Here is a 26,997-nt window from a genome sequence, read left to right on the forward strand (position 1 = left end):
CTGAGATGAGCGGAATCTGCGACGGCCGCGTCGTCGCCGTCACCGGAGCCGGCCGCGGACTCGGCCGCGCCCATGCCCTCGCCTTCGCGGCCGAGGGTGCCCGGGTCGTCGTCAACGACCTGGGTGTGGGGCTGGACGGGGCACCGGGCGCGGAGAGCCCGGCCGCATCCGTCGTCGCGGAGATCAGGGCCGCCGGCGGCGAGGCGGTCGCACACGGCGGCGACATCGCCACGACCGGCGGTGCGGCCTCCCTGGTCCACACCGCGCTGGAGACGTACGGGCGGCTCGACACGCTCGTCAGCAACGCCGGGTTCCTGCGCGACCGGATGCTGGTCAATCTCGACGAGGACGACTGGGACGCGGTGATCCGCGTCCACCTCAAGGGCCACTTTCTGCCCCTGAGACACGCCGCAGCGCACTGGCGGGCCGAGGCCAAGGCCGGGCGCGTCCCGCAGGCCCGGATCGTCCACACCAGCAGCGGGGCCGGACTGCTGGGCTCGGTCGGGCAGGGCAACTACAGCGCCGCCAAGGCCGGGATCGTGGGGCTGACCCTGGTCGCGGCGGCCGAACTGGCCCGCTACGGCGTCCAGGTCAACGCCGTCGCGCCCGCCGCACGCACCCGCATGACGGAACGTGCCTTCGCCCAGGCCATGGCGGCCCCGGCCACCGGTTTCGACGCCATGGCGCCCGAGAACGTCTCCCCGCTCGTGGTCTGGCTGGGCTCGGCCGCGAGCGCGGGGGTCACCGGCCGCGTCTTCGAGGCGGAGGGCGGCCGGATCACCGTGATGGAGGGCTGGCGCCCCGGCCCCACCACCGACAAGGGCACACGATGGACACCGGCACAGGCGGGGGAGCGGGCACGCGAGCTGCTGGCCGCGGCGCAACCGCCAGGGCCGGTCTACGGCGCCTAGCCGCCGGCCGGGTGCTGTGACCTACCGGGTGTGAACCTAGGTGTCGCACTCCAGCACCGTCCGGCACAGACCGCACCGCGCCCGTACCCGCCCCTTCACCGGTACCCGGATGCGCTGGTGGCAGGTGGGACAGGGGAAGGTGACGCGAAGGTGGCCGGTGGGGTCGGGGGCGAAGGCGTAGGGCGCGCCCGGCAGAACCGTGGCCGCGTGCCGGCGGTCGTGGGCGTAGCGGCGCCGGCCCGCCCAGCCGGCCGCGGTCAGCGGCGGCTGCTGCTCGTCCCGGCGGGCCTGGGCCATCCCCTTGATGTAGGCGTCGTAGGCCTGCGGGCTGGTGAACCACACCGAGGGGTCCTCGTGGAAGAGCAGCGCCCGCTTGGCGAGCACGTACCCGAACTCCTCCGGGGTGAGGTAGCCGAGCTTCTGCGAGGAGACCGCGTCCTCCCGGAAGGCGTCCAGCAGCAGCCAGCCCGCGCCCAGATAAGCCGTCACCGTGTCCGTGAGGATCTCGTTCTCCGCCGTGCTCGGGAAGGACAGGTCCAGGCGGTGCAGATAGACGTGCGCCACCTCGTGGGCCAGTGCCGCGCCGATGTCCCTGCGGTGAGTGCGGAAACGGTCGTTCAGCTCCACGAAGTACTCGGGGCCCGCCGCCAGTTCGACATGAGCCGCATGCGTCATCTCCCGGAATCCGACGATCAGCCGCGCGTCCGGCAGCCGGAAGTGCCGCACGATCTCGCGGGCCACCCGCTGCGCGCCCAGATGCAGGTCGTCGGTGTCGCAGAAGGCCACGTCGGCCGGGGCCAGACTGGTCGAGAACGTCTGGACGGTGTCGTAGGACAGGCGCTTGTACAGCGCGGTGACGGCGGCCCGCACCGTCTCCAGGTGCGAGTAGCCGTGCTGGACCGGTCCGCCGTTCGCCACGTCCGCACCCCCAATGACGTCGGAACTCCTCTCCACTGTAGGCGGCACGGCGGACAGTCACACCGGCAGCAGCCGGGGTGCCGGCCGGTCCGGGCCGGTCTCCTGCAGCTCCAGCACCCACACCTCGTTCTCGCCCTCCCGCAGCACCGGGCCCGGCACGTACAGCGACCGCTGGGGGCCCACGGACCAGTAACGGCCGAGGCCGAAGCCGTTGATCCAGACGAAACCGCGGGTCCGTCCGGGCAGCTCCAGCCGCGCGTCCCCGGCCCCGCGGACCCGGACGGTGCCCCGGTACAGGCCCGCCGCGCCCTCCTCGGGCAGCGCACCGAACGGCACCTTCGCCACACCGCCCGGGAAGACGTCCAGATCCAGCCCACGCGCGCGTACCCCGTGCAGAAACTGCCGCTCGTGCAGGATGCCGCCGGTGATCCCCTTCGCCTCGCCGAAGCGCGGCCCGTAGTTCACCCGCCCGAGAGACTCCACCCACAGCTCCACGCGCGCGGGGCCCGCGACAGGCTTCTCCAGCCGCGGTTCCTCCTCGGTGAGCACCCCGGCCCGCTCGCCGTCGACGTACACCACCGCGAGGTCCCGCAGCCCGCGCAGGGTCAGCGGATACGGCTGCCGCGGTCCGGGCACGTCCACCTCGTAGCGCACCAGCCCCCGGGTGACGTTCAGCTCCTCGAAGGCGGGCGGCACCGGCGCCACCGTCTCCTCGCCGCCCAGCGTCTCCAGGACGTCGCCCAGGGACGCCCAGCCGTCCAGTACCACCTCCGCCGGGCGACCCAACGAGGCGGGCCGCGGCGGCAGTTCGGGCAGCGGCTCGGCGTGGTGGTCGGCCAGCACCTCGCGGAAGCGCCAGAACTTCTCCGTCGGGCGGCCGTACTCGTCCACCGGGGCGTCGTAGTCGTACGAGGTCACATCCGGCTCCAGCGGGCCCTCGTGCAGCGCGCCGCCGCCCCGGTTGGCGCCCGCCCAGCCGCCGAAGCTCGTGCCGCCGTGCGCCATGTAGAGGTTCACCGACGCCCCGCACTCCAGGATCTCCCGCAACGCCCCGGCGGCCTCCTCCGGATCCCGTACGACGTGCTCGCCGGCCCAGTGGTCGAACCATCCGCACCAGAACTCCATGCACATCAGCGGACCCTGGGGGCGGTGCCGGCGCAGCGTCGCGAAGGCCTCGCGCGCGTGGGAGCCGAAATTGACCGTGGCGAGCACCCCGGGCAGCGAACCGCCGGTCAGCATGTGGTCCTCGGGGCCGTCCGAGGTGAACAGCGGGACCGTGACCCCCTTGGCCCGCAGCAGACCCGCCAGCTCCTCCAGATAGCCGGTGTCACTGCCGTAGCTGCCGTACTCGTTCTCGACCTGCACCAGGATCACCGGGCCGCCGCGGTCGATCTGCCGGGGCACGATCTCGTGCATCAGATGGTGGAACCAGTCCTCCACGCGGGACAGATAGCGCTCGTCACGCGTGCGCACGCGCGTGCCCGCCTCGCCCGTCACCCAGGGCGGCAGCCCGCCGTTCTCCCACTCGGCGCAGATGTACGGACCCGGCCGCACGATCGCCCACAGCCCGGTCTCGCGGACCGTGTCCAGGAACCGGCCGAGCGCCTGCACGTCCCGGTGGCCCCCCGGTACCGGCTCGTGCAGGTTCCACGGGACGTACGTCTCCACGCAGTTCAGGCCCATCGCCCGCAGCATCGCCAGCCGGTGCCGCCAGTGCTCCTCGTGCACCCGGAAGTAGTGCAGCGCCCCGGACAGCAGCCGTACCGGCCGCCCGTCCAGCAGGAAGTCGGATTCCCCCACCGTGAACTCGCCCATGCGCCCAAGCCTCACCCCTTCCGGCGACCGGGCGCCATGGACGAAGATCGGCGTTGCTTGGACAAAACGCCGGGCACCGACGCGGGGACAGAAGCCGGCCGCGGAGCATGCCCGGGAGGAGCGCCGATGTACCAGACCTGGATGCGGTTCTTCAGCCCCGGCCCCGCACACCACCGCCTCGGCCTGGTCTGTCTCGGCGTCGGCCTCCAGCACGGCGCGCTGCCCACGGTCGGCCCCCGCACCCTCGACCACCACGTGGCCGTCGTGATCAGCGCGGGCCGCGGCTGGTACCGGGGCGCCGACGGCCGCCGTACGACCGTCACCGCGCCCGCGCTGCTCTGGCTCACCCCCGGCGTGCCCCACCACTACGCGCCCGACCCCGGCACCGGCTGGGACGAGGGCTTCGTGGACTTCGCCGGGCCCGCCACCGAGACGTACACCGAACTGGGCTACATCGAGCCCGAGCGGCCCGTCGTGCCGCTCTCCGACGCCTCGGGGCCACGCGCGGTGATCGCCCGTATCGCCCGCGCCGCCCGCCGCGGCAACCCGCTGCTGGAGGTGGAGACCGGCGCCGCCGTGCACGAACTCCTCGTCGCCCTGCGCCGCGCCCGCGCCGACCTCGCCCCGGACGGCGACCAGGTGCTCGAGGCGCTCGCCCGGGACGCCTGCACGCCGATGAGCGTCGCCGACCACGCGCGCGTGCACGGCATGACCCCCGCCGAGCTGCGCAGCGCCGTCCGCCGGGCCGCCGGGTGCAGCCCCAAGGACTATCTGCTCGGCATCCGGCTCGGCCGGGCCAAGGAACTCCTGGCCGCCACCGAGCTGCCCGTCGCCGCCGTCGCCCGCCGCGTCGGCTACGACGACCCCGCCTACTTCTCCCGGCTGTTCACCCGCCGGGTGGGCCTCGCCCCGGTCCGCTTCCGTGCCCAGCAGGGCCGCAGCGTGCCCGGCGGCTGGAGCGACCGCGTCCCGGACCCGGACGATCCGCCGATGATCCATTCTCCGGACACCGCCGGGGCCCGGCCCGGCGAACCCATAGGGTGGCAAGCATGACCACCAGCAACATCGGAACCGGTGACGCGGACCCCGAGGTCCGCCAGGAACTGGAGCGGCTGCGCGACAGCATCGACAACATCGACGCGGCCGTCGTCCACCTGCTCGCCGAGCGGTTCAAGGCCACCCAGCAGGTCGGCCGGCTCAAGGCCGTGCACCAGCTGCCGCCCGCCGACCCGGCCCGCGAGGCCCGCCAGATCGAGCGGCTGCGCCGCCTCGCGGAGAACGCCAAGCTCGACCCGGCCTTCGCCGAGAAGTTCCTGAACTTCATCATCGCCGAGGTGATCCGGCACCACGAGCGCATCGCCGAGGACGCCGCCAACGGCCAGCAGCCGGACGACTGATGCGCGGGTGACTCCCGGGGCCGGTGAGCCGGACAAAAGCCGTGAACCTCCCCACCCCCTGTGCGCTGTCAGTGCTATCAGGCAGCATGGCCTGCATGTCCGTACTCACGCGCGACGAAGCGCAGCTCCGAGCACAGCTCCTCGACGTCCACCGCTACACGGTCGACCTGGACCTCACCACCGGGGACGAGACCTTCGACTGTCGCACCGTGATCCGGTTCACCGCGCGGTCCGCCGGGGACACGTTCGTGGAGCTGAAGCCCGCCCAGCTGCGCACGGTCACACTCGACGGACAGCCCCTGGACCCGGAGGCGCTGGACGACGGCCGCCTCCCGCTGAAGAACCTCACCGCGGGCGAGCACGAGCTGCGCCTCGACGCGGCCATGCGCTACTCCCGCACCGGCGAGGGCATGCACCGCTTCACCGACCCGAGCGACGGCGAGACGTACGTCTACACGCAGATGTTCATGGACGACGTCCAGCGTGTCTTCGCCGCCTTCGACCAGCCCGACCTGAAGGCCGTCTTCGAGGTCTCCGTCAAGGCCCCCGAAGGCTGGACGGTGCTCGCCAACGGCATCACCGGGCAGCGGGCCGACGGCGCCTGGCAGGCCGCGCCCACCCCGCCGATCTCCACCTACCTGGTCGCCGTCGCCGCCGGCCCCTGGCACTCGGTGCGCACCGAGCACCACGGACTGCCCATCGGCATCCACTGCCGGCGCTCCCTCGCGCCCCACCTCGACACGGACGCCGAGGAGATCTTCGAGGTCACGCGCGCGTGCTTCGACCGCTACCACGAGAAGTTCGAGGAGCCGTACCCCTTCGACTCCTACGACCAGGCGTTCGTCCCCGAGTTCAACGCGGGCGCCATGGAGAACCCGGGCCTGGTCACCTTCCGCGACGAGTTCGTCTACCGCTCCGCCGTCACCGACACCGAGCGGCAGACCCGTGCCATGGTCATCGCGCACGAGATGGCCCACATGTGGTTCGGCGACCTGGTCACCCTCAAGTGGTGGGACGACATCTGGCTGAACGAGTCCTTCGCCGAGTACATGGGCTACCAGACGACCGCCGAGGCCGCCCGCTTCACCGGCCCCTGGACCGAGTTCGGCGTCGCCCGCAAGGCCTGGGGCTACGACGCCGACCAGCGCCCCACCACCCACCCGGTCGCCCCCGAGAAGGTCGACGACACGGCCTCCGCGCTGCTCAACTTCGACGGCATCTCCTACTCCAAGGGCGCCTCCGCACTGCGCCAACTGGCCGCCTGGCTCGGTGAGAAGGACTTCCTCGCGGGCATCAACACCCACTTCGCCCGGCACAAGTTCGGCAACGCCACGCTCGCCGACTTCATCGACTCCCTCGCCTCCGCCACCGACCGCGACGTGCCCGGCTGGGCCGACAGCTGGCTGCGCACCACCGGAGTGGACACGCTCACGCCGCTCGTCGCCTCCGCCGACGGCACCTGCACCCTGACCGTCGACCGCGCGGGCAGCCGTCCGCACCGCCTCACCGTCGGTCTGTACGACCGTGACGTCGCCGACGAGGGCCGGCTGGTGCTGCGCACACGCCTCGACCTGGACGTCCCGCAGACCGCCCCGCGCCCCCTCGGCAAGCGTCCCGCGCTGCTCCTGCTCAACGACGGCGACCTCACGTACGCCAAGGTCCGCTTCGACGCCGAGTCCTTCGCGACCGTCCGGTCCGGCCTGTCCGGCCTGCCCGACCCGCTCACCCGCGCGGTCGTCTGGAACGCCCTCCGCGATGCCGTGCGCGACGGTGAACTGGCGCCCGCCGCCTACCTGGAGACGGCCCGCGCCCATCTCCCGCGCGAGACCGACCTGGCCGTCGTGCAGGGCGTGCTGGCCTTCGCCTCCGGCCAGCTCGCCGACCAGTACCTGCCGGCCGAGGACCGCCCCGCCGCCCTGGCCACCCTCACCGCCCTCTGCCGCGATCTGCTGCGGCGCACCGAGGACGGCGACCACCCGGGCCTGCGCCTGATCGCCGTACGCCATCTGATCGGCGTGGCCGCCCACCCCGACGCCATCGCCGCCTGGCTCGCCGACGGCACGGTGCCCGGCGGGCCGGAACTCGACCCCGAGCTGCGCTGGCGCATCCTCGGCCGGCTCGCCGCGCTCGGCGCCACCGACGCGTCCGCCATCGCCGCCGAGCTGGCCCGCGACCCGAGCGCCACCGGCCAGGAGGGCGCCGCCCGCTGCCGTGCCGCCCTGCCCGACCCGGAGGCCAAGCGGGCGGCCTGGGAAGCGATGTTCGCCGGCGACGAGCTGTCCAACTACCTCTTCACCGCCACCGCGCAGGGCTTCTGGCAGCCCGAACAGGCCGATCTGGTGAGGGAGTACGTGCCGCGCTTCTACGCGGACGCGGTGGCGGTCTCGGCCCGCCGCGGTCCCGCCATAGCGGTCGCCGCCGGCCGCTGGGCCTTCCCGGCCCATGCCGTCGACACCGAGAACCTGCGGCTCGGCGAGGCCTGTCTGCGCTCCGCCGACCCCACCCCGGCCCTGCGCCGGACGCTCGCCGACCGCCTCGACGACCTGGCCCGGGCCCTGCGGGTGCGCGGCCAGCAGGGGGAACCGGCGGAACAGGAGGCGCCGGCGGAGTAGGTCCGGCGGCCTAGGCCGCGGCTGGTCCCAGCAGACGATGCCGCGGCCCGTACACCTTCCTAGGCTCGACACGGTCAGGAACGATCAGTCGAGCCTTCGGAGGCACCTTCCGTGATCGTAGTGACCGGTGCGACCGGCAACGTCGGCCGTGCCCTTGTCCACCGTCTCCTCGCCGCCGGCCGTCCCGTGCGGGCGCTCACCCGCGACCCGCAGCGGGCCGGGCTCCCCGACGGCGCCGAGGTGGTGCGGCTCCCGCCGAAGGACCCGGCCGCCCTGTTCGACGGCGCGACGGCCCTCTTCCTCTACGCGCACCCCTGGGCGGCCGACCTGCTGGCGGCAGCCCGCGCCCATGGGGTGCGGCAGGTCGTGTTCCTCTCCAGCGGCATGATCCAGGAGGGCGCCGACGAGACCCACCCCCTGCACGTCATGCACGCCACCGTCGAGCGGCAGATCCGCGACAGCGGGCTCGACTGGACCTTCCTGCGCCCCAACGCCTTCGCGACCAACGCGCTGCAGTGGGCGCCGCAGATCCGCGCCGGGAACACCGTCCGCGGGGTCTTCGCCGACACGCTCTCCGCGCCGATCCACGAGGACGACATCGCGGCCGTCGCCGAGCGGGCCCTGCTCGACGGCGGCCACGAGGGCGCCGTCCACCGGCTGACCGGGCCCGCGGCGACCACCAACGCCGAGCAGGTCGCGGCGATCGGCGCGGCCGTCGGCAGAGAGCTGACGTTCGTGGAGGCGGACCCCCGCGAGGCGGGCCCGGAGCTGTTCCCGTACCTCCCGGCCGAGGCGCTCGAACGGCTGCTGCGGATCTACGAGGAGAGCGTCGGCGAGCCACCGGAGATCACCGGCACGGTGGAGAAACTCACCGGCACCCCGGCCCGCACCTTCGCCCAGTGGGCCCGCGACCACACCGCGGACTTCGCATCGCACTAGCCCTCGGCGAGCCGCGGCACATCGCCCCCGGGGGCGGCAACTCGCGCGTCAACCCGCCGACCGATTTCAGCCCCGCATAAGTACCGCCCCAACGCGCTTTCCTCGCACGGCAGTACCCCCTTTCGGGTGCCATCGCTGGGCTTTTTGGACGCACGGGACTCTTTCCGTACAAGCTGGAAGTCCAGTCACAAGCCGGGAGCCCACCGGTGCCGGAAACTCCCCGATGCCAGGCCGTGAGCGGAGGAGAGCCCATGAGCGGAGGACAGTCGATGAGCGGTGCCGGACCGCTGCGCACGCCGCCCCTCGCCTCGGGCCCGCACGGCCCGGCCGCCCTGCGCCCCCTCCTGCGCACGGTCCTGGACGCGCTCGCGGCGGGCGGCCGGGCGCGCGGCGGGCCGCTGCCCGCCGGGGGACCCGAGACCGTCGCCGCGCGGGTCGCCGAGGTCCTCGGGGACGTCCTGCCGGAAAAGGGCGACCCCGATGCCCTGCGCGCCCTCGTGCACGCCCTGGCGGAGGGCGCCGCCGACCCCGCCGAGCCGCTGTGCGCGGCCCATCTGCACTGCCCGCCGCTCGCCGTGGCCACCGCCGCCGACCTCGCCGTCAGCGCCCTCAACCCGTCCCTGGACTCCTGGGACCAGGCCCCGGCCGCCACCGCCCTGGAGGCCGCGGTCACCCGCGCGCTCGCCCATGCCGCCGGTCTCGCCGACGCCCTCGTCACCACCGGCGGCACCGAGTCCAACCAACTCGCCCTGCTGCTCGCCCGCCAGGCGCACGGCGGCAGCGTGCGGCTCGTGCACGGGACCAACGCCCACCACTCGCTGCCCCGCGCCGCCTGGCTGCTCGGCCTGCCCGAACCGGTGGTCGTCCCGGCCGCGGGCGGCACCCTCGACCTCGCCGCCCTAGACGCGGCCCTCACCGCGCTCTCCGGCCCGCTGCTGGTCGCCGCCACCGCCGGCACCACCGACGCCGGCCTCATCGACCCGCTGCCCGAGATCGCCGGCCTGTGCACCGCCCACGGAGCCCGGCTGCACATCGACGCGGCCTACGGCGGCGGCCTCCTCTTCAGCGACCGGCACCGGGATCGACTCGCCGGACTCGAAGCCGCCCACACCGTCACCCTCGACCTGCACAAGCTCGGCTGGCAGCCGGTCGCCGCCGGCCTGCTCGCCCTCGCCCGCCCCGGCGAACTCGCCGTACTCCACCAGCGCGCCGACTACCTGAACGCCGAAGACGACACCGAGGCCGGACTCCCCGACCTGCTCGACCGCTCCCTGCGCACCACCCGTCGCCCGGACGTCCTCAAGATCGCGGTCACCCTGCGGACCCTCGGCCGTACCGGCCTGGGCGCCCTGGTCGACCAAGTCTGCGCCCGCGCCCGCGAGTTCGCCGAGCTGGTGCGGGAACACCCCGGCTTCGAGCTGTACGACCGGCCCGTGATCAGCACGGTCCTGTTCCGGCCCGCGGGCGCGGACGACGCCGCCGTGGCCGCCCTGCGCCGCGGGCTGCTGCAGGAGGGCCGGGCCGTCCTCGGGCGCGCCCGGCTCGACGGCCGCCTGTGGCTCAAAGCCACTTTCCTCAACCCCCACACCCGGCCTGACGACTTGGCTCAGCTCCTGAAACTCGTGGAAGAAGGCACCCTCGGATGACCAACCCCCCACACCGCGACGCCGCATCCCCGCGCGACCTGGTCGGCATCGGCATCGGCCCCTGCAACCTCTCGCTGGCCGCCCTCGCCCACCCGCTCGCCGAACTCGACGCCGTCTTCTACGACCAGCGCCCCGGTTTCCACTGGCACCCCGGTCTGCTCATCGAGGGCGCCACCGTCCAAGTGCCGTTCCTGGCCGACCTGGTGACCCTCGCCGACCCGACCAGCCCCTGGAGCTTCCTGAACTACCTCAAGGCCCGCGATCGGCTCTTCCCCTTCTACTTCGCCGAGCGCTTCCACATCCAGCGCACCGAGTACGACGCCTACTGCCGCTGGGTCGCACAGAGCCTGCCCGCGCTGAGCTTCGGCCACCAGGTCGACGCGGTCCGCTGGAACCCCGAACGGGACGTGTTCGAGGTCGACTTCACCCAGCTCGGCGCCGAGGGCGAGGCCGAGGCCCTGGGCCGCACCTACACCCGCAACGTCGTCATCGGCATCGGCACCGCCCCCCATGTGCCCGACCCGCTCAAGCCGCTGGTGGACGCCCCGGGCGTGCCCGTCATCCACGCCGCCGACTATCTGGACCACCGCTCCACCCTCCTGGCCGCCGATCACGTCACCGTCGTCGGCTCCGGGCAGTCCGGCGCCGAGGTCTTCCTCGACCTGCTGCGGCACCGGCCTGCCGGCCGCGAGAAGCTGCACTGGATCGGCCGCAGCGAGGCGTTCGCGCCGATGGAGTACTCCAAGCTGGGCCTGGAGCACTTCACCCCCGACTACACCCGCTACTTCCACTCCCTCGCCGAGCCCGTCCGGGACCGGCTGATCGCCGGGCAGTGGCAGCTGCACAAGGGCATCGACGCCGGTACGCTCGCTGCCATCCACGACGAGCTGTACCGGCGCACCCTGCACGGCGGCTGGCCCGACGCCGTCCTCACCCCGGGTGTGCTGGTGCGCACCGCCGGCCGGATCGCCACCACCAAGGTCGAACTCCATCTGGAACATGTCCAGCAGGGCACCCGCACCCGGCTCACCACCGGCGCCGTCGTCCTCGCCACCGGCTACCGCGAGCGCTCACTCGACCGCATCCTCGCCGGGCTCGACCCCTATATGCGCCGCGACAGCAGCGAGCGCCCGCGCATCGACGAGGAGTTCCGGCTGGTCCTCGACCCGTCCGTGACCGGCTCGGCGTACGTCCAGAACGCCGAACTGCACACCCACGGCGTGGGCGCGCCCGACCTGGGCCTCGCCGCCTGGCGCAGCGCCATGATCCTCAATTCCCTCACCGGAAAGGACCCCTACCCGCCGGCCACCCGAACAGCCTTCACCACCTTCGGGCTGCAGGACGCCCGGCCCCGCATCCCACGGGCCCGCCAGGCTCCGCGTCTCACGCCGCTGGTCGAAGGGAGATGACGAGCGGGAAGAGAGGGAAGAGGGCCGTCCGGGACCCGCGGAGAGGGAATTCGCTCATTGGAGCGAGTGGCCGCACAATTCAACACTTGTCAATGAGGCTTCATGCAAAGGTTGTTGAGTGGTCATGTGCGGCCGATTCTCTACCCGCGGGTAAGGCCTAGGCTCGACATATGCGCCGAGCAAAGATCGTCTGTACTCTGGGGCCCGCCACCGACTCGTACGACCAGATCAAGGCACTGGTCGACGCCGGAATGGACGTCGCCCGTTTCAACCTCAGCCACGGCACACACGCCGAACACGAGGAGCGCTACCGGCGGGTTCGCAAAGCGGCCGACGAATCCGGCCGCAGCGTCGGCCTTCTCGCCGACCTTCAAGGCCCGAAGATCCGGCTCGGCCGTTTCGGTGAAGGGCCGGTACTCCTTGAACGCGGCGACACCTTCACGATCACCGTGGAGGAGGGCGTCGAGGGCGACCGCCGGCAGTGCGGCACCACGTACGCCGGCCTCGCCACCGACGTCTCTCCCGGCGAGCGCGTCCTCGTGGACGACGGCAAGGTCTGCCTGGAGGTCACCGCCGTCGACGGCCCCCGCGTCCGCACCCGCGTGGTCGAGGGCGGCATGGTCTCCGACCACAAGGGCCTGAACCTCCCCGGCGTCGCCGTCTCCGTCCCCGCCCTCTCCGACAAGGACGAGGACGACCTGCGCTGGGCGCTGCGCACCGGCTTCGACGTCATCGCCCTGTCCTTCGTCCGCAGCGGCGACGACGCCGGCGACGTGCACCGGATCATGGCCGAGGAGGGCCGCCGCCTGCCGGTGATCGCCAAGGTCGAGAAGCCGCAGGCCGTGGAGAACTTCGACGGCATCGTGGCCGCCTTCGACGGGCTCATGGTCGCGCGCGGCGACCTGGGCGTGGAGATGCCGCTGGAACAGGTGCCGATCGTGCAGAAGCGCGCGATCAAGCTCGCCAAGCGCAACGCCAAGCCGGTCATCGTCGCCACCCAGATGCTCGACTCGATGATCGACAACTCCCGGCCGACCCGTGCCGAGGCCTCCGACGTGGCCAACGCCGTCCTGGACGGCACGGACGCGGTGATGCTCTCCGGCGAGACCAGTGTCGGCAAGTACCCGGTCGAGACCGTGCGCACCATGGCGAAGATCGTCGCGGCCGCCGAGGAGGACATGCTGGCCAAGGGGCTGCCGCCGCTGACCGAGCGGAACAAGCCGCGCACCCAGGGCGGCGCGGTCGCCCGGGCCGCCGCCGAGATGGGCGACTTCCTGGGCGCGAAGTTCCTGGTGGCCTTCACCCAGTCGGGAGACACCGCCCGTCGGCTCTCCCGCTACCGCTCGCCGATCCCGCTGCTCGCCTTCACCCCGGAGCCGGCCACCCGCTCCCAGCTCAGCCTCACCTGGGGCGCCGAGGCCTTCCTCGGCCCGCACGTCGACTCCACCGACGCCATGGTCGACCAGGTGGACGAGCTGCTCCTGAAGTACGGCCGCTGCGAGAAGGGCGACATCGTGGTGATCACGGCGGGCTCCCCGCCCGGGGTCTCCGGCTCGACCAACATGGTCCGGGTCCACCACATCGGCGAGGACGACAGCCCCCGGGCCTGAAGGACGACAGCCCCAAGGCATGACGGCCTGAGCGGGCCGAAGGCGTGAGAAAGGGCCCCTCACCCGAGGGGCCCCGCAGATCGCCGACCTTGGAATCCAAGGAAAAGTGCCCCGGGTCGGACTCGAACCGACACTGTACGGGTTTTGAATCCGTTGCCTGCTGCCAATTGGGCTACCGGGGCTCGCAGAATCCAAGGTTTCCCCCGACCCTCCGCGCGTCCACCATACCGTAGCTAGGTAGGCTCTTGTCAGCAGTACCCCTGCCCGGAACGAGGAGCCCCTGTGACCGCCGAGTCGCCCCAGCCCGTAGACGCGCCCGACGACGACAAGTCGCACGTGCCTCCGCTGACGACCCGCGTCGTCATCGCCGAGGACGAGGCCCTGATCCGACTCGACCTCAAAGAGATGCTGGAGGAGGAGGGGTACTCCGTCGTCGGCGAGGCCGGGGACGGTGAGCAGGCCGTCGAGCTGGCCCGCGAGCACCAGCCGGACCTGGTCATCCTGGACGTGAAGATGCCCAAGCTGGACGGCATCTCCGCGGCCGAGAAGATCGCCGAGGAGTCCATCGCGCCGGTCCTGATGCTCACCGCCTTCTCGCAGCGCGACCTCGTCGAGCGCGCCCGGGACGCCGGAGCGATGGCGTACCTGGTCAAGCCGTTCAGCAAGAGCGACGTCGTCCCGGCCATCGAGATGGCGGTCTCCCGCTTCACCGAGCTGAAGCAGCTGGAGAAGGAGGTCGCCGACCTCACCCAGCGTCTGGAGACCCGCAAGCTGGTCGACCGCGCCAAGTCCATCCTGCAGACCGAGTACGGCCTGACCGAGCCGGCCGCCTTCCGCTGGATCCAGAAGACCTCGATGGACCGCCGTATGTCGATGCAGCAGGTCGCCGAGGCGGTCATCGCGGACAGCGAGGAGAAGAAGGCCACGAAGAAGGCCTGACTCTTCCGGCCGACGTTCCCCGCGCGGCCACGTTCCCCGCGCCGACCACGGGCGCGGGGAACCAGCGGAGCGTCTAGTCCTCGCCGAGGTACGCCTTCCGCACGGACTCGTCATGCAGCAGGTCCTGCCCCGTGCCGGACAGAACGATCGTGCCCACCTCCATGACATGACCGTGGTCCGCGAGCGAGAGCGCCGCCTGGGCGTTCTGCTCGACCAGCAGAATCGTCGTACCCTGCGATTTCAGTTCGGCGATCGTCGCCATGATCTTCTGCATCATGATCGGCGACAGACCCATCGAGGGTTCGTCCAGCATCAGCAGCTTCGGCTGGGACATCAGCGCCCTGCCCATCGCCAGCATCTGCTGCTCACCGCCGGACAGGGTGCCCGCGGCCTGCTTGCGCCGCTCGCCCAGGATCGGGAAGAGGTCGTAGGCCCGCTGGATGTCCTTCTCGATGCCCGGCTTGTCGTCGCGCAGGAACGCACCGAGGCGCAGATTGTCCTCGATCGTCATGCGCGGGAAGATGTGCCGGCCCTCGGGGGAGTGGGCGAGTCCGAGCTGGACGATCTCGTGGGCGGGGATCTTCTTCAGCGACCTGCCGTTGAACCTGATCAGGCCGCCGACGGGCTTGAGCAGGCCGGACAGGGTGCGCAGGGTCGTGGTCTTGCCGGCGCCGTTGGTGCCGATGAGGGTGACGACCTCGCCCGCCTCGACCTTGAAGGAGATGCCCTTGACGGCCTCGATCTTGCCGTAGGCGACCCGGAGGTCCTCGACTTCGAGCAGTGCGGTCATCGGTCGCTCTCCTTGCCGGGCGCGGCGTCCGTGCTGGGTTCGGCGTGGGCCTCGGCGGCCTGGGCCTCGGGGGCCTCGACCTCGGCTGCGTCGCCCGTGGCGGTGTCGGCTTCGGCAGCGTCGTCCGCGGCGGTCTCGGCCTCGGCGGTCTCGGCCTCGGCCGTCTCGGTCTCGGCCTGGGCGGCCTCAGCCTGGGCCTCGGCGGCCTCGACCTCGGCGACCTCCTCGGCGCCGGGGGCGTCCTCGAAGGGCTCACCGAGGTAGGCGGCGATGACCCGATCGTCGCTCTGGACGGTGGCGCTGTCGCCCTCGACCAGCTTCTCGCCCTGGACGAGCACGGCCACGCGGTCGCACAGGTTGAAGATGAACCGCATGTCGTGCTCGATGACGAGGACGGCGATTCCCTTCTCACGGATGGCGAAGACCAGTTCCTCGGTGGCGCGGGTCTCCTGGGGGTTCATCCCGGCGGTCGGCTCGTCCAGGAGCAGCAGGCCCGGTTCGCTGGCCAGGGCGCGCGCGATCTCCAGCTTGCGCTGTTCGCCGTAGGGCAGGTTGCGGGAGAGGTGCTCGGCCTTGTGCGCGAGACCCACGAACTCCAGGAGTTCCATGGCGCGTTCGCGGGAGGCCTTCTCGGCCCGGTGGAAGCCGGGGCCGCGCAGGATGGCGGACCAGAAGCCCTCCTTCGTCCGGGTGTGCCGGCCGACGAGGACGTTCTCCAGGACCGACATGTTGGCGAAGAGCCGGATGTTCTGGAAGGTGCGGGCGATACCGGCCGCCGTGACCTTGAAGGACTTCGGCGGCAGCACCTGGCCCTTGAACCGGACCTCGCCCTCGGTGGGGACGTACAGGCCGGTCAGGCAGTTGAAGAAGGTGGTCTTGCCGGCGCCGTTGGGGCCGATGAGGCCGACGATCTCGCCGCTGCCCACGGTGAGGTCGACATTGCGTACGGCGGTGAGGCCGCCGAAGCGCATGGTGACGCCGCGGGCGTCGAGGACGGTCTCGCCTCGGGTGATGGTCTGCGTGGTCATCTCGGATCAGGCCCCTGTCTTGCCGAGCACTGCGGGCGCTTCGGCCTCGTCGTGGAACTCGAGCTGGCGGCGCCGGTTGGGGACGAGGCCCTCCGGCCTGAAGCGCATCAGCAGGATGAGCGCGACACCGAAGGCGAACAGCTGGTAGTTGCCGAGGAACTGGAGCTTGTTCGGGATGAGGAAGAGCAGCGAGGCGCCGATGAGCGGGCCGCCGATGGTGCCCATGCCGCCGAGGACGACCGCGGCCAGCAGGAACGCCGAGTTCGGCGGCACGGGACCGGCGAAGTAGTACTGCTCGGGCGTGACCGTGTAGGTCACATGGGCCTGCACGGTGCCGGCGAGCCCGGCGAGGCAGGCGCCGACGGCGAACGCGATCAGCTTGACCCGGAAGCCGTTGATGCCCATCGCGAGCGCGGCGGTCTCGTCCTCGCGGATGGCCACCCAGGCCCGCCCGATGCGGGAGTCACCGCTGCGCCGGAAGACGAGGACGACGACCGCGGTGATGACCAGCATCAGGAAGAAGTAGTTGGCGAACCGGCCGATGGTGAAGCCGGCGACGTCGTGCTGGGCGCCGAGGTCGACGCCGAAGATCTTCAGGTTCGGGATCGAGGAGATGCCGTTGGAGCCGTTGGTGATGTCCGGGCCGGAGGTGCCGTCCAGGTTGTTGGCCGTGATCCGGAAGATCTCACCGAAGCCGAGCGTGACGATGGCGAGGTAGTCGCCGCGCAGCCGCAGCGTCGGGGCGCCGATGAGGACACCGAAGATCAGCGAGGCGGCGGCGCCGACCAGTGCGGCCGCCCAGAACGGGAAGTGCACGCTGAGCGGCGAGCTGGGCGAGCCGGAGACCAGGGCCGCCGCGTAGGCGCCGACGCCGAGGAAGGCGACGTAGCCGAGGTCCAGCAGACCGGCGAGGCCGACGACGACGTTCAGGCCGAGGGCGACGGTGGCGAAGATGAGGATGTAGACGCCGAGCGTCGCGTACTGGTCGTCGGTCTGGGTGAACGGGAACAGGGCCGCCGCGACGAACGCGCCGCAGACCGTGATGTTCTGGTGCCTGCTGGTGATCTGCGAGGCGTGGACGATGAGCCCTGACTTGTTGAGCGCCGCGAAGCCGAATCCAGCGGTGATCAGGAAGCCGACGAAGAGTTCGTCGTACTCGGTGCCGATGCCGTAGGTGAAGACGGTCAGCGCGAGGGCGAGGACCGCGGCGATGATGAGGATCTCGGCGTAGGCGGGGAGCTTGCCCACCGGGCGCGGACGGTCGGCGGCGAAGGCGGCCTTGACGGTCTCCCAGCCGTGCCCGGCCCGGTGCCGGAACTGCTCCCAGCCGCTGTCCTCGGGGTCGAGGGGGTCGGGCTCGGGCCGCTGGAACGGCAGCGCGAGGGCGCCGACGAGCGTGGCCAGGCTGGTGACGGCGACGACGTAGCCGCCGGGCTCCAGGTTGACGACGCCGCCGAGTTCGACGCTGATCGCGATGACCGTGAACCAGGCGGTGGCGAACGTGGCCAGCGCCGCGAGCTTCAGCGCGGGGTCCGCACCGGCCGGGGCCAGCCACTTCAGGCCCTTGACGCCGTACGACGCGAGGGCGAGGAGTGCGGTCAGGGCGGCGCCGATCAGCACCAGGACCTGCAGGCCACCCGGGTAGCCGTAGACGGTGAGGTCGCCGGGGAAGTCCTGCGTCCAGGTCCAGGACAGGAACGTGGAGACGATGGTGAGGACGGCGCCCGCGGTGGCCAGGGCCCGGCCGAGTGCGGGCGGGAGGCCGATGAGACCGGCCGTGGTTCCGGCGGCGGGGGCGCTCGGGGTTTCGGATGCCGTGGTCTGTGTGGTCATCGGTGTCACGCCCTGTCCGCGACGCGCTCGCCGAGCAGGCCCTGTGGCCTGAACAGCAGAACGAGGATGAGGAGTACGAAGGCCCAGACGTCGGCCCAGGACTGGCTGCCGAACTTCTCCATGCCCGGGAGGTCGGCGATGTAGGCGGTGGCCAGGGTCTCGGCGACGCCGAGGGCGAGGCCGCCGATCATGGCGCCGTAGATGTTGCCGATGCCGCCGAGGACGGCCGCGGTGAAGGCCTTCAGGCCGAGGATGAAGCCCATGCGGAAGTCGATCTGACCGTACTTCAGACCGTCGGCGACGCCGCCGACCGCGGCGAACGCGGCGCCCAGGGCGAACGCGATCACGATGATGCGGTCGGTGTTGACGCCCATGAGCTTCGCGGTGTCCGGATCCTGTGCGGTGGCCTGCATGCCGCGCCCGGTACGGGTCTTCATGACGAAGTAGGCGAGGAACGCCATGCTGAGGGGGGCCGCGACCACCAGGAAGATGTCACCGGTCTGGATGGTGACGTTGCCGATGTGGAAGGGGCCGCCGTTGATCTGCGGGAAGGTACGGGCCGACTTGGCGTCGGGGTACCAGGCCCACACCGCCTGCTGCAGGGCGAGGGAGAGGCCGATCGCCGTGATGAGCGGGGCCAGCCGCGGCGCGCCGCGCAGAGGACGGTAGGCGAACCGTTCCGCTCCGACGGCGACGAGGACCGCGACGATGATGCCGCCGATGAGCATCAGGGGCAGGGCGACCCACATGGAGGTGCCGTCGGGCAGGACGTACGCATAGACCGTGAGCGCGCCGAACGCGCCGGTCATGAAGATCTCGCCGTGGGCGAAGTTGATGAGCTGGACGATGCCGTAGACCATCGTGTAGCCAATGGCGACCAGCCCGTACATGGATCCCAGTAGCAGGCCGTTGACCAGCTGCTGCGGCAGTTCGTTCACCGCAAGTCCTCCGAGACTTTCGGATGTTCGACGGGTTGTGCCGGATGTCCGGATGCGTGAGCGCGCGGGGCGCCAGTGGAACAGCGCCCCGCGCGGCTCATGGGTGATACGGGTGCGGAGTGGGTCAGCCGCCGTTGTAGGTACCGGACGTCACGGTCTTCCAGGCGCCACCGGTCACGGAGTACACCGTGAGCTGCTTGTTCGTGGTGTCACCGAACTCGTCGAAGGAGACCTTGCCGGTCACGCCGTCGAAGGAGACGTTCTGCATGGCCGCCGTGATCTTGGAGCGGGCGTCCGAGGGGACCTTCCCGCTGGACACGACCTGCTTGACCGCCTGGATGATCGCCCACGCGGAGTCGTAGGCGTAGCCGCCGTAGGCGCCGTACGCCTCGTTGTAGCCGCCCGCCTTGTAGTTGGCGAGGAAGTCCTTGGCGGAGGACAGCTGGTCGAGCGGGGCACCGACCGAGGTGGCGAGGTCGCCGTTGCTCGCGGCGCCGCCCAGCTTGATGTACGTCGGGTCGTAGATGGCGTCGCCGCCGACGACCGGGATCTTGGCGCCCGCGGCCTTGATCTGCTTGCTGAGCGGGCCGGCCTGCGGGTACTCGCCGCCGTAGTAGACGACGTCGGCGCCGGAGTTCTTCACCTTGGTGGCGACGGCCGAGTAGTCCTTGGTGTCGGGGTTGATGTGCTCGGTGCCCGCCACGGTGCCGCCGAGCTTCTTGAACTCGTCGGTGAAGGTGGCGGCGAGGCCGGCGCCGTAGGTCTTCTTGTCGTCGATGACGAAGACCTTCTTCTTCTTGGCCGTGTTGTACACGTACTGCGCGGCGAACGGGCCCTGGATGGCGTCCGTGGTCGCGGTGCGGAAGTACGACTTGTACGTGCGGGCCTTCTTGGTCTGCCAGTTCGTGCCCTGGGTCAGGGCCGGGTTGGTGTTGGCGGGGGAGACCTCGACCAGCTTGGCGTCGTCGAAGACCTTCTGCATGGACTCGGCGACCGAGGAGTTCAGCGGGCCGACCACACCGAGGACGTCGGACTCGCTGACGAGCTTGGAGGCGTTCTGCTGGCCGGAGGAGGGCTGCGCCTGGTCGTCCAGGGCCTCCATCTTGAAGGTCACACCGTCGACGAGCTTCTGCTTGTTGGCCTGCTTGACGGCGAGGTCGACCGAGTTCTTGATGCCGAGGCCGATCGCGGACAGGTCGCCCGTGAGCGGGGCGTCGACGCCGATGACGACGGTGGTGCCGCCCTTGGAGTCCGAGCCCTTGCCGCCGCTGTCGCGCGAACCGCAGGCGGTGAGGGTGAGTGCTCCCGCGGCCAGCGCGGCGGTGATGGCGATGAGCGAACGTTGACGCACGATCAGTCCTTTCCCCAGTACGACTGCATCCCGATGGAAGCGGTCGAGCCGCGCGCCTGCCCGAACTTTCAAGCCGAAGAGGCAATCCGGCGCGGTGACTGGCGGTGACTCTAAGCGTGTGTGGGGAACGTGGAGGAGAGTCTGACCAAGGCTGTGACTCTCTTGTTATGACACGACGTAATGCAGAGCGGTACGCCATGGGGGGAAGGGCGGAATTACGGCCGATTCGCCCCGTCCGGAATATGAGAACCCGCAGGACTCACCTTGATCAATTCAGGCGTCTCAAGGGTTTTGGTGATGACGTGGCACCGTTGCCGCAAGGGGCTTTCCGGACCTGAGGGGCGTCCTGCGGATGGCGCGAACCGAGCGTGCGGTGGTGAATCCGTATTCCATTCGTATTACGCAGAGTTACATTTGGGGAAGGAATTTCGGCGTCCACTTGCGTAGCTCTGCACTGCCCTCTTGCGGGGTTTTCGTGATCTTGCGGCCCTAACCCGACTTTGTCGGGAAGCGGGCGCGCGGCCGTCACCAGCGGAATTCCCGGGTGTGGCCGGATCACCCGGGGTGCGGTGGCCGACGGCCCCCGCTCCACGCTCAGTAGCGTCCGGCCGCATGCCGCAGACCGGCCAACACCTTGGCCATCGTGGTGTCTTGACGCTGTTTCAACGGCATTCGCGCCGTGGCCGGCTGGAGAGGGGGCCGGGGCCGGAGGGGGCCGCGGCCCGGCGCAAGCGGCTCGGTCCGCGGTGGGCTAGCCCTGCGCCTGCGCCGCGTCGCCCGGGCGGGCGTCCCGCAGCAGGCAGGTCAGCCGGGCACTGCACACCCGGCGGCCCTCCTCGTCACTGATCACGATCTCGTACGTCGCCGTCGAACGGCCCCGGTGCACCGGCGTGGCCACGCCGGTCACCAGGCCCGAGCGGACCCCGCGGTGGTGCGTGCAGTTCAGGTCCACCCCGACCGCGATCTTCGAGCTGCCGCCGTGCAGCATGGAGCCGACCGAGCCCAGCGTCTCCGCCAGCACCGCGGAGGCACCGCCGTGCAGCAGGCCGTACGGCTGGGTGTTGCCCTCCACCGGCATGGTCCCGACGACCCTCTCCGGCGAGGCCTCCAGGATCTGCACACCCATCCGGGTGCCGAGGTGTCCGGCCGAGAACAGGGCGGGCAGGTCGACACCGAGCGCCGCGTACTCGTCGATGATCTCCTGCGGGAACTTCACTCGCTGCTGCTCACCCATGGGCCCGGCTCCGTTCTTCGTCCACCAGTCTGCTGGCTGAGCAAACGCTCAGTCGGTCGCCGATTGTTCCAGACGGCCCTCGGCGCGGCTTTCGAGGCGTACGACGACGGACTTGCTGGCCGGGGTGTTGCTGGTGTCGGCGGTCGCGTCCAGCGGGACCAGGACGTTCGTCTCGGGGTAGTACGCCGCCGCGCAGCCCCGGGTCGTCGGGTAGTGCACGACCCGGAAACCGGGCGCCCGCCGCTCCACGCCGTCCTTCCACTCGCTCACCAGGTCGACATACGACCCCTCGGCGACCCCGAGCGCCCGCGCGTCCTCGGGGTGCACCAGCACCACCCGGCGGCCGCCCGTGATGCCGCGGTAGCGGTCGTCCAGGCCGTAGATCGTGGTGTTGTACTGGTCGTGCGAGCGCAGGGTCTGCAACAGCAGCCGGCCCTCGGGCAGTTCGGGATACTCCACCGGCGCCGCCGTGAAGTTCGCCTTGCCCGTGGCGGTCGGGAAGCGGCGCTCGTCGCGTGGGGCGTGCGGCAGCGTGAAGCCGCCCGGCCGGGCCACGCGCGCGTTGAAGTCGTCGAAACCGGGGACCACGCGCGCGATGCGGTCACGGATCGTCGCGTAGTCCTTCTCGAACTCCTCCCACGGCACGACGCTGTCCGCACCGAGCACACGCCGCGCCAGGCCGCAGATGATCGCGGGCTCGGACCTCAACTGCGGGCTCGCCGGCGCGAGCCGTCCGCGCGAGGCGTGCACCATGCCCATCGAGTCCTCGACGGTCACGAACTGCTCGCCCCCGGCCTGCAGATCCCGCTCGGTGCGGCCCAGCGTGGGCAGGATCAGCGCCCGCGCGCCCGTGACCACGTGCGAGCGGTTGAGCTTGGTGGACACATGCACGGTCAGCCGCGCGCGCCGCATCGCGGCCTCGGTCACCTCGGTGTCGGGGGAGGCGGCGACGAAGTTGCCGCCCATGGCGAAGAACACCTTCGCCTCGCCGTCGCGCAGCGCGCGGATGGCCCGCACGACGTCGAAGCCGTGCTCGCGCGGCGGCGCGAACCCGAACTCCTTCTCCAGCGCGTCCAGGAAGGCCGGCGCGGGCCGCTCGAAGATGCCCATCGTGCGGTCGCCCTGGACGTTGCTGTGCCCGCGCACCGGGCACACGCCCGCGCCCGGCCGGCCGATGTTGCCGCGCAGCAGCAGGAAGTTGACCACCTCGCGGATGGTCGGCACGGCGTGCTTGTGCTGGGTCAGGCCCATGGCCCAGCAGACGATGGTCCGCTTCGAGGCGAGGGCCATGCCGAGCGCCCGCTCGATCTCCGCGCGCGTGAGGCCCGTCGCCCGGAGCGTCTCGTCCCAGTCGGCGGCCCGGGCGACCTCGGCGAACTCCTCGAAACCGTGGGTGTGTTCGCGCACGAACTCCTCGTCGACCGCACCCTCCGTCTCCAGGATCAGCTTGTTCAGGAGCCGGAAGAGCGCCTGGTCGCCGCCGATGCGGATCTGCAGGAACAGATCGGTCAGGGCGGCGCCCTTCACCATGCCCTGCGGCGTCTGCGGGTTCTTGAAACGCTCCAGACCGGCCTCGGGCAGCGGATTGACGCTGATGATCTTCGCGCCGTTCGCCTTGGCCTTCTCCAGCGCGGAGAGCATGCGCGGATGGTTCGTCCCCGGGTTCTGCCCGGCGACGATGATCAGGTCCGCCTTGTAGAGGTCCTCCAGCAGGACGCTGCCCTTGCCGATGCCGATGGTCTGGCTGAGCGCCGACCCGGACGACTCGTGGCACATGTTGGAGCAGTCCGGCAGGTTGTTCGTGCCCAGCTCGCGCGCGAAGAGCTGGTACAGGAACGCGGCCTCGTTGCTCGTACGGCCCGAGGTGTAGAAGACGGCCTCGTCCGGGGAGGACAGGGCGGCCATCTCCTCGGCGACGATGTCGAAGGCCCGCTCCCAGCTGACCGGCTCGTAGTGCGTGCCGCCCTCGGGGAGGTACATGGGGTGCGTGAGCCGCCCCTGCTGGCCCAGCCAGTAGCCGCTGCGGCCGGTCAGGTCGGCGACGGAGTGCGTGGCGAAGAACTCCGGGGTGACCCGGCGCAGGGTGGCCTCCTCGGCCACCGCCTTCGCGCCGTTCTCGCAGAACTCCGCCTTGTGCCGGTGGTCCGGCTCCGGCCAGGCGCAGCCCGGGCAGTCGAAGCCGTCCTTCTGGTTCACCCGCAGCAACGTCAGCGCCGTGCGCCGCACGCCCATCTGCTGCTGGGCGATGCGCAGGGTGTGCCCGATGGCGGGCAGCCCCGCGGCCGCGTGCTTCGGCTCCGCGACCTGCGGCGCGTCCTGGACCGGATCACCCTTGGGCGGCTTCGTCGCCATCGCACGCTCCCCTTCGACTGCGCGTGACAAGTACGATGCCGATCCTCCCACGAGCCAGTGACAACGCCGCCGTCGCCCGTGTTCTCGCTCGGCTCTTCCGTCCGCCTCCCCGTCGGCACCCACATCCGCCGGATACGCGCGACCCGGACTGTCAGTGCGGCGTGGCAGGATCGGGGACGTGGCAGAGACAGCATCGAAGAAGACCGACAAGACCCCCGGCGGCACCCGTCCCCGGCTGATGCTCATGGACGGGCACTCGCTGGCCTACCGCGCGTTCTTCGCGCTGCCCGCGGAGAACTTCACGACCGCGACCGGCCAGCCGACGAACGCGATCTACGGTTTCGCGTCGATGCTGGCCAACACCCTGCGTGACGAGGCGCCCACGCACTTCGCCGTGGCCTTCGACGTCTCGCGCAAGACCTGGCGCTCCGAGCGCTTCACCGAGTACAAGGCGAACCGCTCCAAGACCCCGGACGAGTTCAAGGGCCAGGTCGAGCTGATCGGCGAGCTGCTCGACGCGATGCACGCTCCGCGCTTCGCCGTCGAGGGCTTCGAGGCGGACGACGTCATCGCCACCCTCGCCACCCAGGCCGAGGCCGTCGGCTTCGAGGTGCTGATCGTCACCGGCGACCGCGACTCCTTCCAGCTGGTCACCGACAACATCACCGTGCTCTACCCGACGAAGGGCGTCTCGGAGCTGACCCGGTTCACCCCGGAGAAGGTTTTCGAGAAGTACGGCTTGACGCCCGTCCAGTACCCCGACTTCGCGGCCCTGCGCGGCGACCCGTCCGACAACCTCCCCGGCATCCCCGGCGTCGGCGAGAAGACCGCCGCGAAGTGGATCAACCAGTTCGGCTCCTTCGCGGAGCTGGTCGAGCGCGTCGAGGAGGTCAAGGGCAAGGCCGGGCAGAACCTCCGCGACCACCTGGAGTCGGTCAAGCTCAACCGCGTCCTCACCGAGCTGGAGCGCCAGGTCGACCTGCCGAAGTCGGTCCCCGACCTGGAGCGGGCCCCGTACGACCGCAAGGGCGTCACGATGGTCCTGGACACCCTGGAGATCCGCAACCCGTCCCTGCGCGAGCGCCTCTTCGCCGTCGACCCCGGCGCCGAGGAGGCCGAGACCACCCCCATGGTGACGGACGGGGTGGAGATCGACGGCACCATCCTGCGCACCGGCGAGCTGGCCCCCTGGCTCGCCGAGCACGGCGCCGAGACCCTGGGCGTCGCCACCGTCGACGCCTGGGCACTGGGCACCGGCTCGGTCGCCGAGGTCGCCCTGGCCGCGGCCGGGGGAGCGGCCGTCTGGTTCGACCCGGCCGAGCTGGACGAGGCCGACGAGAACGCGTTCGCGGCCTGGCTGGCCGACGCCGCCCGCCCCAAGGTGCTCCACAACGCCAAGGGCGCCATGCGGGTCTTCGCCGAGCACGGCTGGTCCGTCGAGGGCGTGAGCATGGACACCGCGCTCGCCGCCTACCTGGTCAAGCCGGGCCTCCGCTCCTTCGACCTGGACGCGCTGTCCCTGGAGTACCTGCACCGCGAGCTGGCCCCCGCCGCCGCGGCCGACGGCCAGCTGGCCTTCGGCACCGACGAAGGCGCCGAGTCCGAGTCCCTGATGATCCAGGCCCGCGCGGTCCTCGACCTCGGCGAGGCTTTCGGGACCCGCCTCGAGGAGGTAGGCGCGGCGGACCTGCTGCGCGACATGGAGCTGCCCACGTCCGCCCTGCTCGCCCGCATGGAGCGGCACGGCATCGCGGCGGACCGCGCGCATCTGGAGGCGATGGAGCAGACGTTCGCGGCGGCGGTGCAGCAGGCCGTGAAGGAGGCCCACGCGGCCGCCGGTCACGAGTTCAACCTGGGCTCGCCCAAGCAGCTCCAGGAGGTCCTCTTCGGCGAGCTGGCCCTCCCGAAGACGAAGAAGACCAAGACCGGCTACACCACCGACGCCGACGCCCTGGCCTGGCTCGCCACCCAGACCGACAACGAACTGCCGGTGATCATGCTCCGCCACCGCGAGCAGGCGAAGCTGCGCGTCACGGTCGAGGGCCTGATCAAGACCATCGCGGCCGACAACCGGATCCACACCACCTTCAACCAGACGGTGGCCGCGACCGGCCGGCTGTCCTCCACGGACCCGAACCTGCAGAACATCCCGGTCCGCACGGACGAGGGCCGGGCGATCCGCCGCGGCTTCGTGGTCGGCGAGGGCTTCGAGTCCCTGATGACCGCCGACTACAGCCAGATCGAGCTGCGCGTGATGGCCCACCTCTCCGAGGACGAGGGCCTGATCCGGGCGTTCACCTCCGGCGAGGACCTGCACACCACGGCCGCGTCCCAGGTGTTCGGCGTCGAGCCCACCGCCGTGGACGCGGAGATGCGGCGCAAGATCAAGGCGATGTCGTACGGCCTGGCTTACGGCCTGTCCGCGTTCGGCCTCTCCCAGCAGCTGAACATCGAGGCGGCCGAGGCGCGCGCCCTCATGGACGCGTACTTCGAGCGCTTCGGCGGCGTCCGGGACTATCTGCGCCGGGCGGTCGACGAGGCGCGGGCGACGGGCTACACGGCGACGCTCTTCGGCCGCCGCCGCTACCTCCCCGACCTCAACAGCGACAACCGCCAGCGCCGCGAGGCGGCCGAGCGCATGGCCCTCAACGCGCCCATCCAGGGCACGGCGGCCGACATCGTCAAGATCGCCATGCTCAAGGTGGACAGCGCGCTGCGGGCAGCGGACCTGAGGTCCCGCATGCTCCTCCAGGTCCACGACGAAATCGTCCTGGAGATCGCCCCCGGCGAGCGCCAGGCCGCCGAGGAGATCGTCCGCCACGAAATGGCCGGCGCCGTACACCTCAAGGCACCCCTGGATGTCTCGGTGGGCGCGGGACCGGACTGGGAATCGGCGGCGCACTAGCCTGCGGCGCTTGAGCGGAGGGGCGGTGCAGCCTGCCTGGGCTGCACCGCCCCCTCCGCCACCGCACCGGCGCCCACGGGAGAACCTCGGCCGAACCCCCGCAAGGACCGTCACTCACGTGGCCCCCGCCAAAACGCCCCTCACCCCCCACAGCCGCAAAACTGCGAGCATGGGTATACGCATGCTTCACCGCCGGACGCCCGAGGCAGTCACCCGGGCCTGGGCGGACACCGCCTCGGCGCAGGCCATGCCCGCCTCGCCGGTCCCGGCCCTCGCGGCCGACGCAAGCACCGCCCGCATCCCCGCCGGCCTGGCCGCGACCGTCCGCAGAGCCGCCACGGACCTCCGGCACGGATGCACCGGCGGGACC

19 protein-coding genes and 1 tRNA gene are annotated in these 26,997 nt (G+C 71.3%); 10 read left to right on the plus strand and 10 right to left on the minus strand.

Going from position 1 to position 26,997, the window contains the following annotated elements:
• The first annotated feature begins 5 nt into the window (after positions 1–5).
• Positions 6–911, plus strand: coding sequence for an SDR family oxidoreductase (locus AB5L52_RS32385; RefSeq protein WP_351017816.1), 906 nt, complete (start codon positions 6–8; stop codon positions 909–911).
• A 36-nt stretch (positions 912–947) separates the two neighbouring features.
• Here the strand turns inward: AB5L52_RS32385 and AB5L52_RS32390 are convergent, their stop codons facing one another.
• Positions 948–1,829: a hypothetical protein gene (locus AB5L52_RS32390; RefSeq protein WP_369367383.1), complete on the minus strand. Its 882-nt coding sequence runs from the start codon at positions 1,827–1,829 to the stop codon at positions 948–950.
• 57 nt (positions 1,830–1,886) lie between these two features.
• Positions 1,887–3,644: a beta-galactosidase family protein gene (locus tag AB5L52_RS32395; protein ID WP_369367384.1), complete on the minus strand. Its 1,758-nt coding sequence runs from the start codon at positions 3,642–3,644 to the stop codon at positions 1,887–1,889.
• Between the two features lie 126 nt (positions 3,645–3,770).
• On the opposite strand from AB5L52_RS32395, the gene AB5L52_RS32400 reads away from it, so the two are divergent.
• The 7 genes from AB5L52_RS32400 to pyk all read left to right on the plus strand — a co-directional run bounded on the left by AB5L52_RS32400 (position 3,771) and on the right by pyk (position 13,257).
• Positions 3,771–4,697 (plus strand): AraC family transcriptional regulator, encoded by a 927-nt coding sequence (locus AB5L52_RS32400; protein ID WP_351017809.1) that lies wholly within the window; start codon positions 3,771–3,773, stop codon positions 4,695–4,697.
• Positions 4,694–5,041: a chorismate mutase gene (locus tag AB5L52_RS32405; RefSeq protein ID WP_351017806.1), complete on the plus strand. Its 348-nt coding sequence runs from the start codon at positions 4,694–4,696 to the stop codon at positions 5,039–5,041. Before AB5L52_RS32400 ends, AB5L52_RS32405 begins: the two co-directional genes overlap by 4 nt.
• Before the next feature lie 95 nt (positions 5,042–5,136).
• Positions 5,137–7,653, plus strand: coding sequence for an aminopeptidase N (gene pepN / locus AB5L52_RS32410; protein ID WP_369367385.1), 2,517 nt, complete (start codon positions 5,137–5,139; stop codon positions 7,651–7,653).
• 111 nt (positions 7,654–7,764) lie between these two features.
• Positions 7,765–8,592 carry an SDR family oxidoreductase gene (locus AB5L52_RS32415; RefSeq protein WP_369367386.1) on the plus strand — a complete coding sequence of 276 codons (828 nt, stop codon included), beginning with the start codon at positions 7,765–7,767 and terminating at the stop codon, positions 8,590–8,592.
• A gap of 251 nt (positions 8,593–8,843) precedes the next feature.
• Positions 8,844–10,238, plus strand: a complete 1,395-nt coding sequence (locus tag AB5L52_RS32420; protein ID WP_369367387.1) for an aspartate aminotransferase family protein — start codon at positions 8,844–8,846, stop codon at positions 10,236–10,238.
• A complete protein-coding gene (locus AB5L52_RS32425) occupies positions 10,235–11,647 on the plus strand; it encodes a SidA/IucD/PvdA family monooxygenase (RefSeq protein WP_351567959.1) in 1,413 nt (470 codons plus the stop codon). The genes AB5L52_RS32420 and AB5L52_RS32425 overlap by 4 nt, the downstream gene beginning before the upstream one ends.
• Before the next feature lie 170 nt (positions 11,648–11,817).
• Positions 11,818–13,257, plus strand: a complete 1,440-nt coding sequence (gene pyk / locus AB5L52_RS32430; RefSeq protein WP_369367388.1) for a pyruvate kinase — start codon at positions 11,818–11,820, stop codon at positions 13,255–13,257.
• A 107-nt stretch (positions 13,258–13,364) separates the two neighbouring features.
• On the opposite strand, the gene AB5L52_RS32435 is transcribed toward pyk, so the two are convergent.
• Positions 13,365–13,439 (minus strand) — tRNA-Leu (locus AB5L52_RS32435).
• 100 nt (positions 13,440–13,539) lie between these two features.
• On the opposite strand from AB5L52_RS32435, the gene AB5L52_RS32440 reads away from it, so the two are divergent.
• The gene (locus AB5L52_RS32440) at positions 13,540–14,196 is read left to right on the plus strand and encodes a response regulator (RefSeq protein WP_351567965.1); all 657 of its coding nucleotides are present in this window, start codon (positions 13,540–13,542) and stop codon (positions 14,194–14,196) included.
• A gap of 73 nt (positions 14,197–14,269) precedes the next feature.
• Here the strand turns inward: AB5L52_RS32440 and AB5L52_RS32445 are convergent, their stop codons facing one another.
• From AB5L52_RS32445 to AB5L52_RS32475, 7 genes are all read right to left on the minus strand, one after another.
• A complete protein-coding gene (locus tag AB5L52_RS32445) occupies positions 14,270–14,986 on the minus strand; it encodes an ABC transporter ATP-binding protein (RefSeq protein WP_351567968.1) in 717 nt (238 codons plus the stop codon).
• Positions 14,983–16,014, minus strand: a complete 1,032-nt coding sequence (locus AB5L52_RS32450; RefSeq protein ID WP_369367390.1) for an ABC transporter ATP-binding protein — start codon at positions 16,012–16,014, stop codon at positions 14,983–14,985. The genes AB5L52_RS32445 and AB5L52_RS32450 overlap by 4 nt, the downstream gene beginning before the upstream one ends.
• A gap of 6 nt (positions 16,015–16,020) precedes the next feature.
• The gene (locus AB5L52_RS32455) at positions 16,021–17,847 is read right to left on the minus strand and encodes a branched-chain amino acid ABC transporter permease (protein WP_369367391.1); all 1,827 of its coding nucleotides are present in this window, start codon (positions 17,845–17,847) and stop codon (positions 16,021–16,023) included.
• Between the two features lie 5 nt (positions 17,848–17,852).
• Positions 17,853–18,785, minus strand: a complete 933-nt coding sequence (locus AB5L52_RS32460; protein WP_351017779.1) for a branched-chain amino acid ABC transporter permease — start codon at positions 18,783–18,785, stop codon at positions 17,853–17,855.
• Positions 18,786–18,909: 124 nt separating this feature from the next.
• Complete coding sequence (locus tag AB5L52_RS32465) at positions 18,910–20,136, minus strand: branched-chain amino acid ABC transporter substrate-binding protein (protein WP_351017776.1); 1,227 nt, start codon at positions 20,134–20,136, stop codon at positions 18,910–18,912.
• A 751-nt stretch (positions 20,137–20,887) separates the two neighbouring features.
• Complete coding sequence (locus AB5L52_RS32470) at positions 20,888–21,370, minus strand: hotdog fold thioesterase (RefSeq protein ID WP_351017774.1); 483 nt, start codon at positions 21,368–21,370, stop codon at positions 20,888–20,890.
• 48 nt (positions 21,371–21,418) lie between these two features.
• A complete protein-coding gene (locus AB5L52_RS32475) occupies positions 21,419–23,722 on the minus strand; it encodes an FdhF/YdeP family oxidoreductase (protein ID WP_351017771.1) in 2,304 nt (767 codons plus the stop codon).
• 178 nt (positions 23,723–23,900) lie between these two features.
• Here AB5L52_RS32475 and polA point away from each other — a divergent pair, with 178 nt between their 5' ends.
• Positions 23,901–26,627 carry a DNA polymerase I gene (gene polA / locus AB5L52_RS32480; RefSeq protein ID WP_369367392.1) on the plus strand — a complete coding sequence of 909 codons (2,727 nt, stop codon included), beginning with the start codon at positions 23,901–23,903 and terminating at the stop codon, positions 26,625–26,627.
• The last annotated feature ends 370 nt before the right edge of the window (positions 26,628–26,997 follow it).

This window comes from Streptomyces sp. CG4 (assembly GCF_041080655.1).
GTDB lineage: Bacteria > Actinomycetota > Actinomycetes > Streptomycetales > Streptomycetaceae > Streptomyces.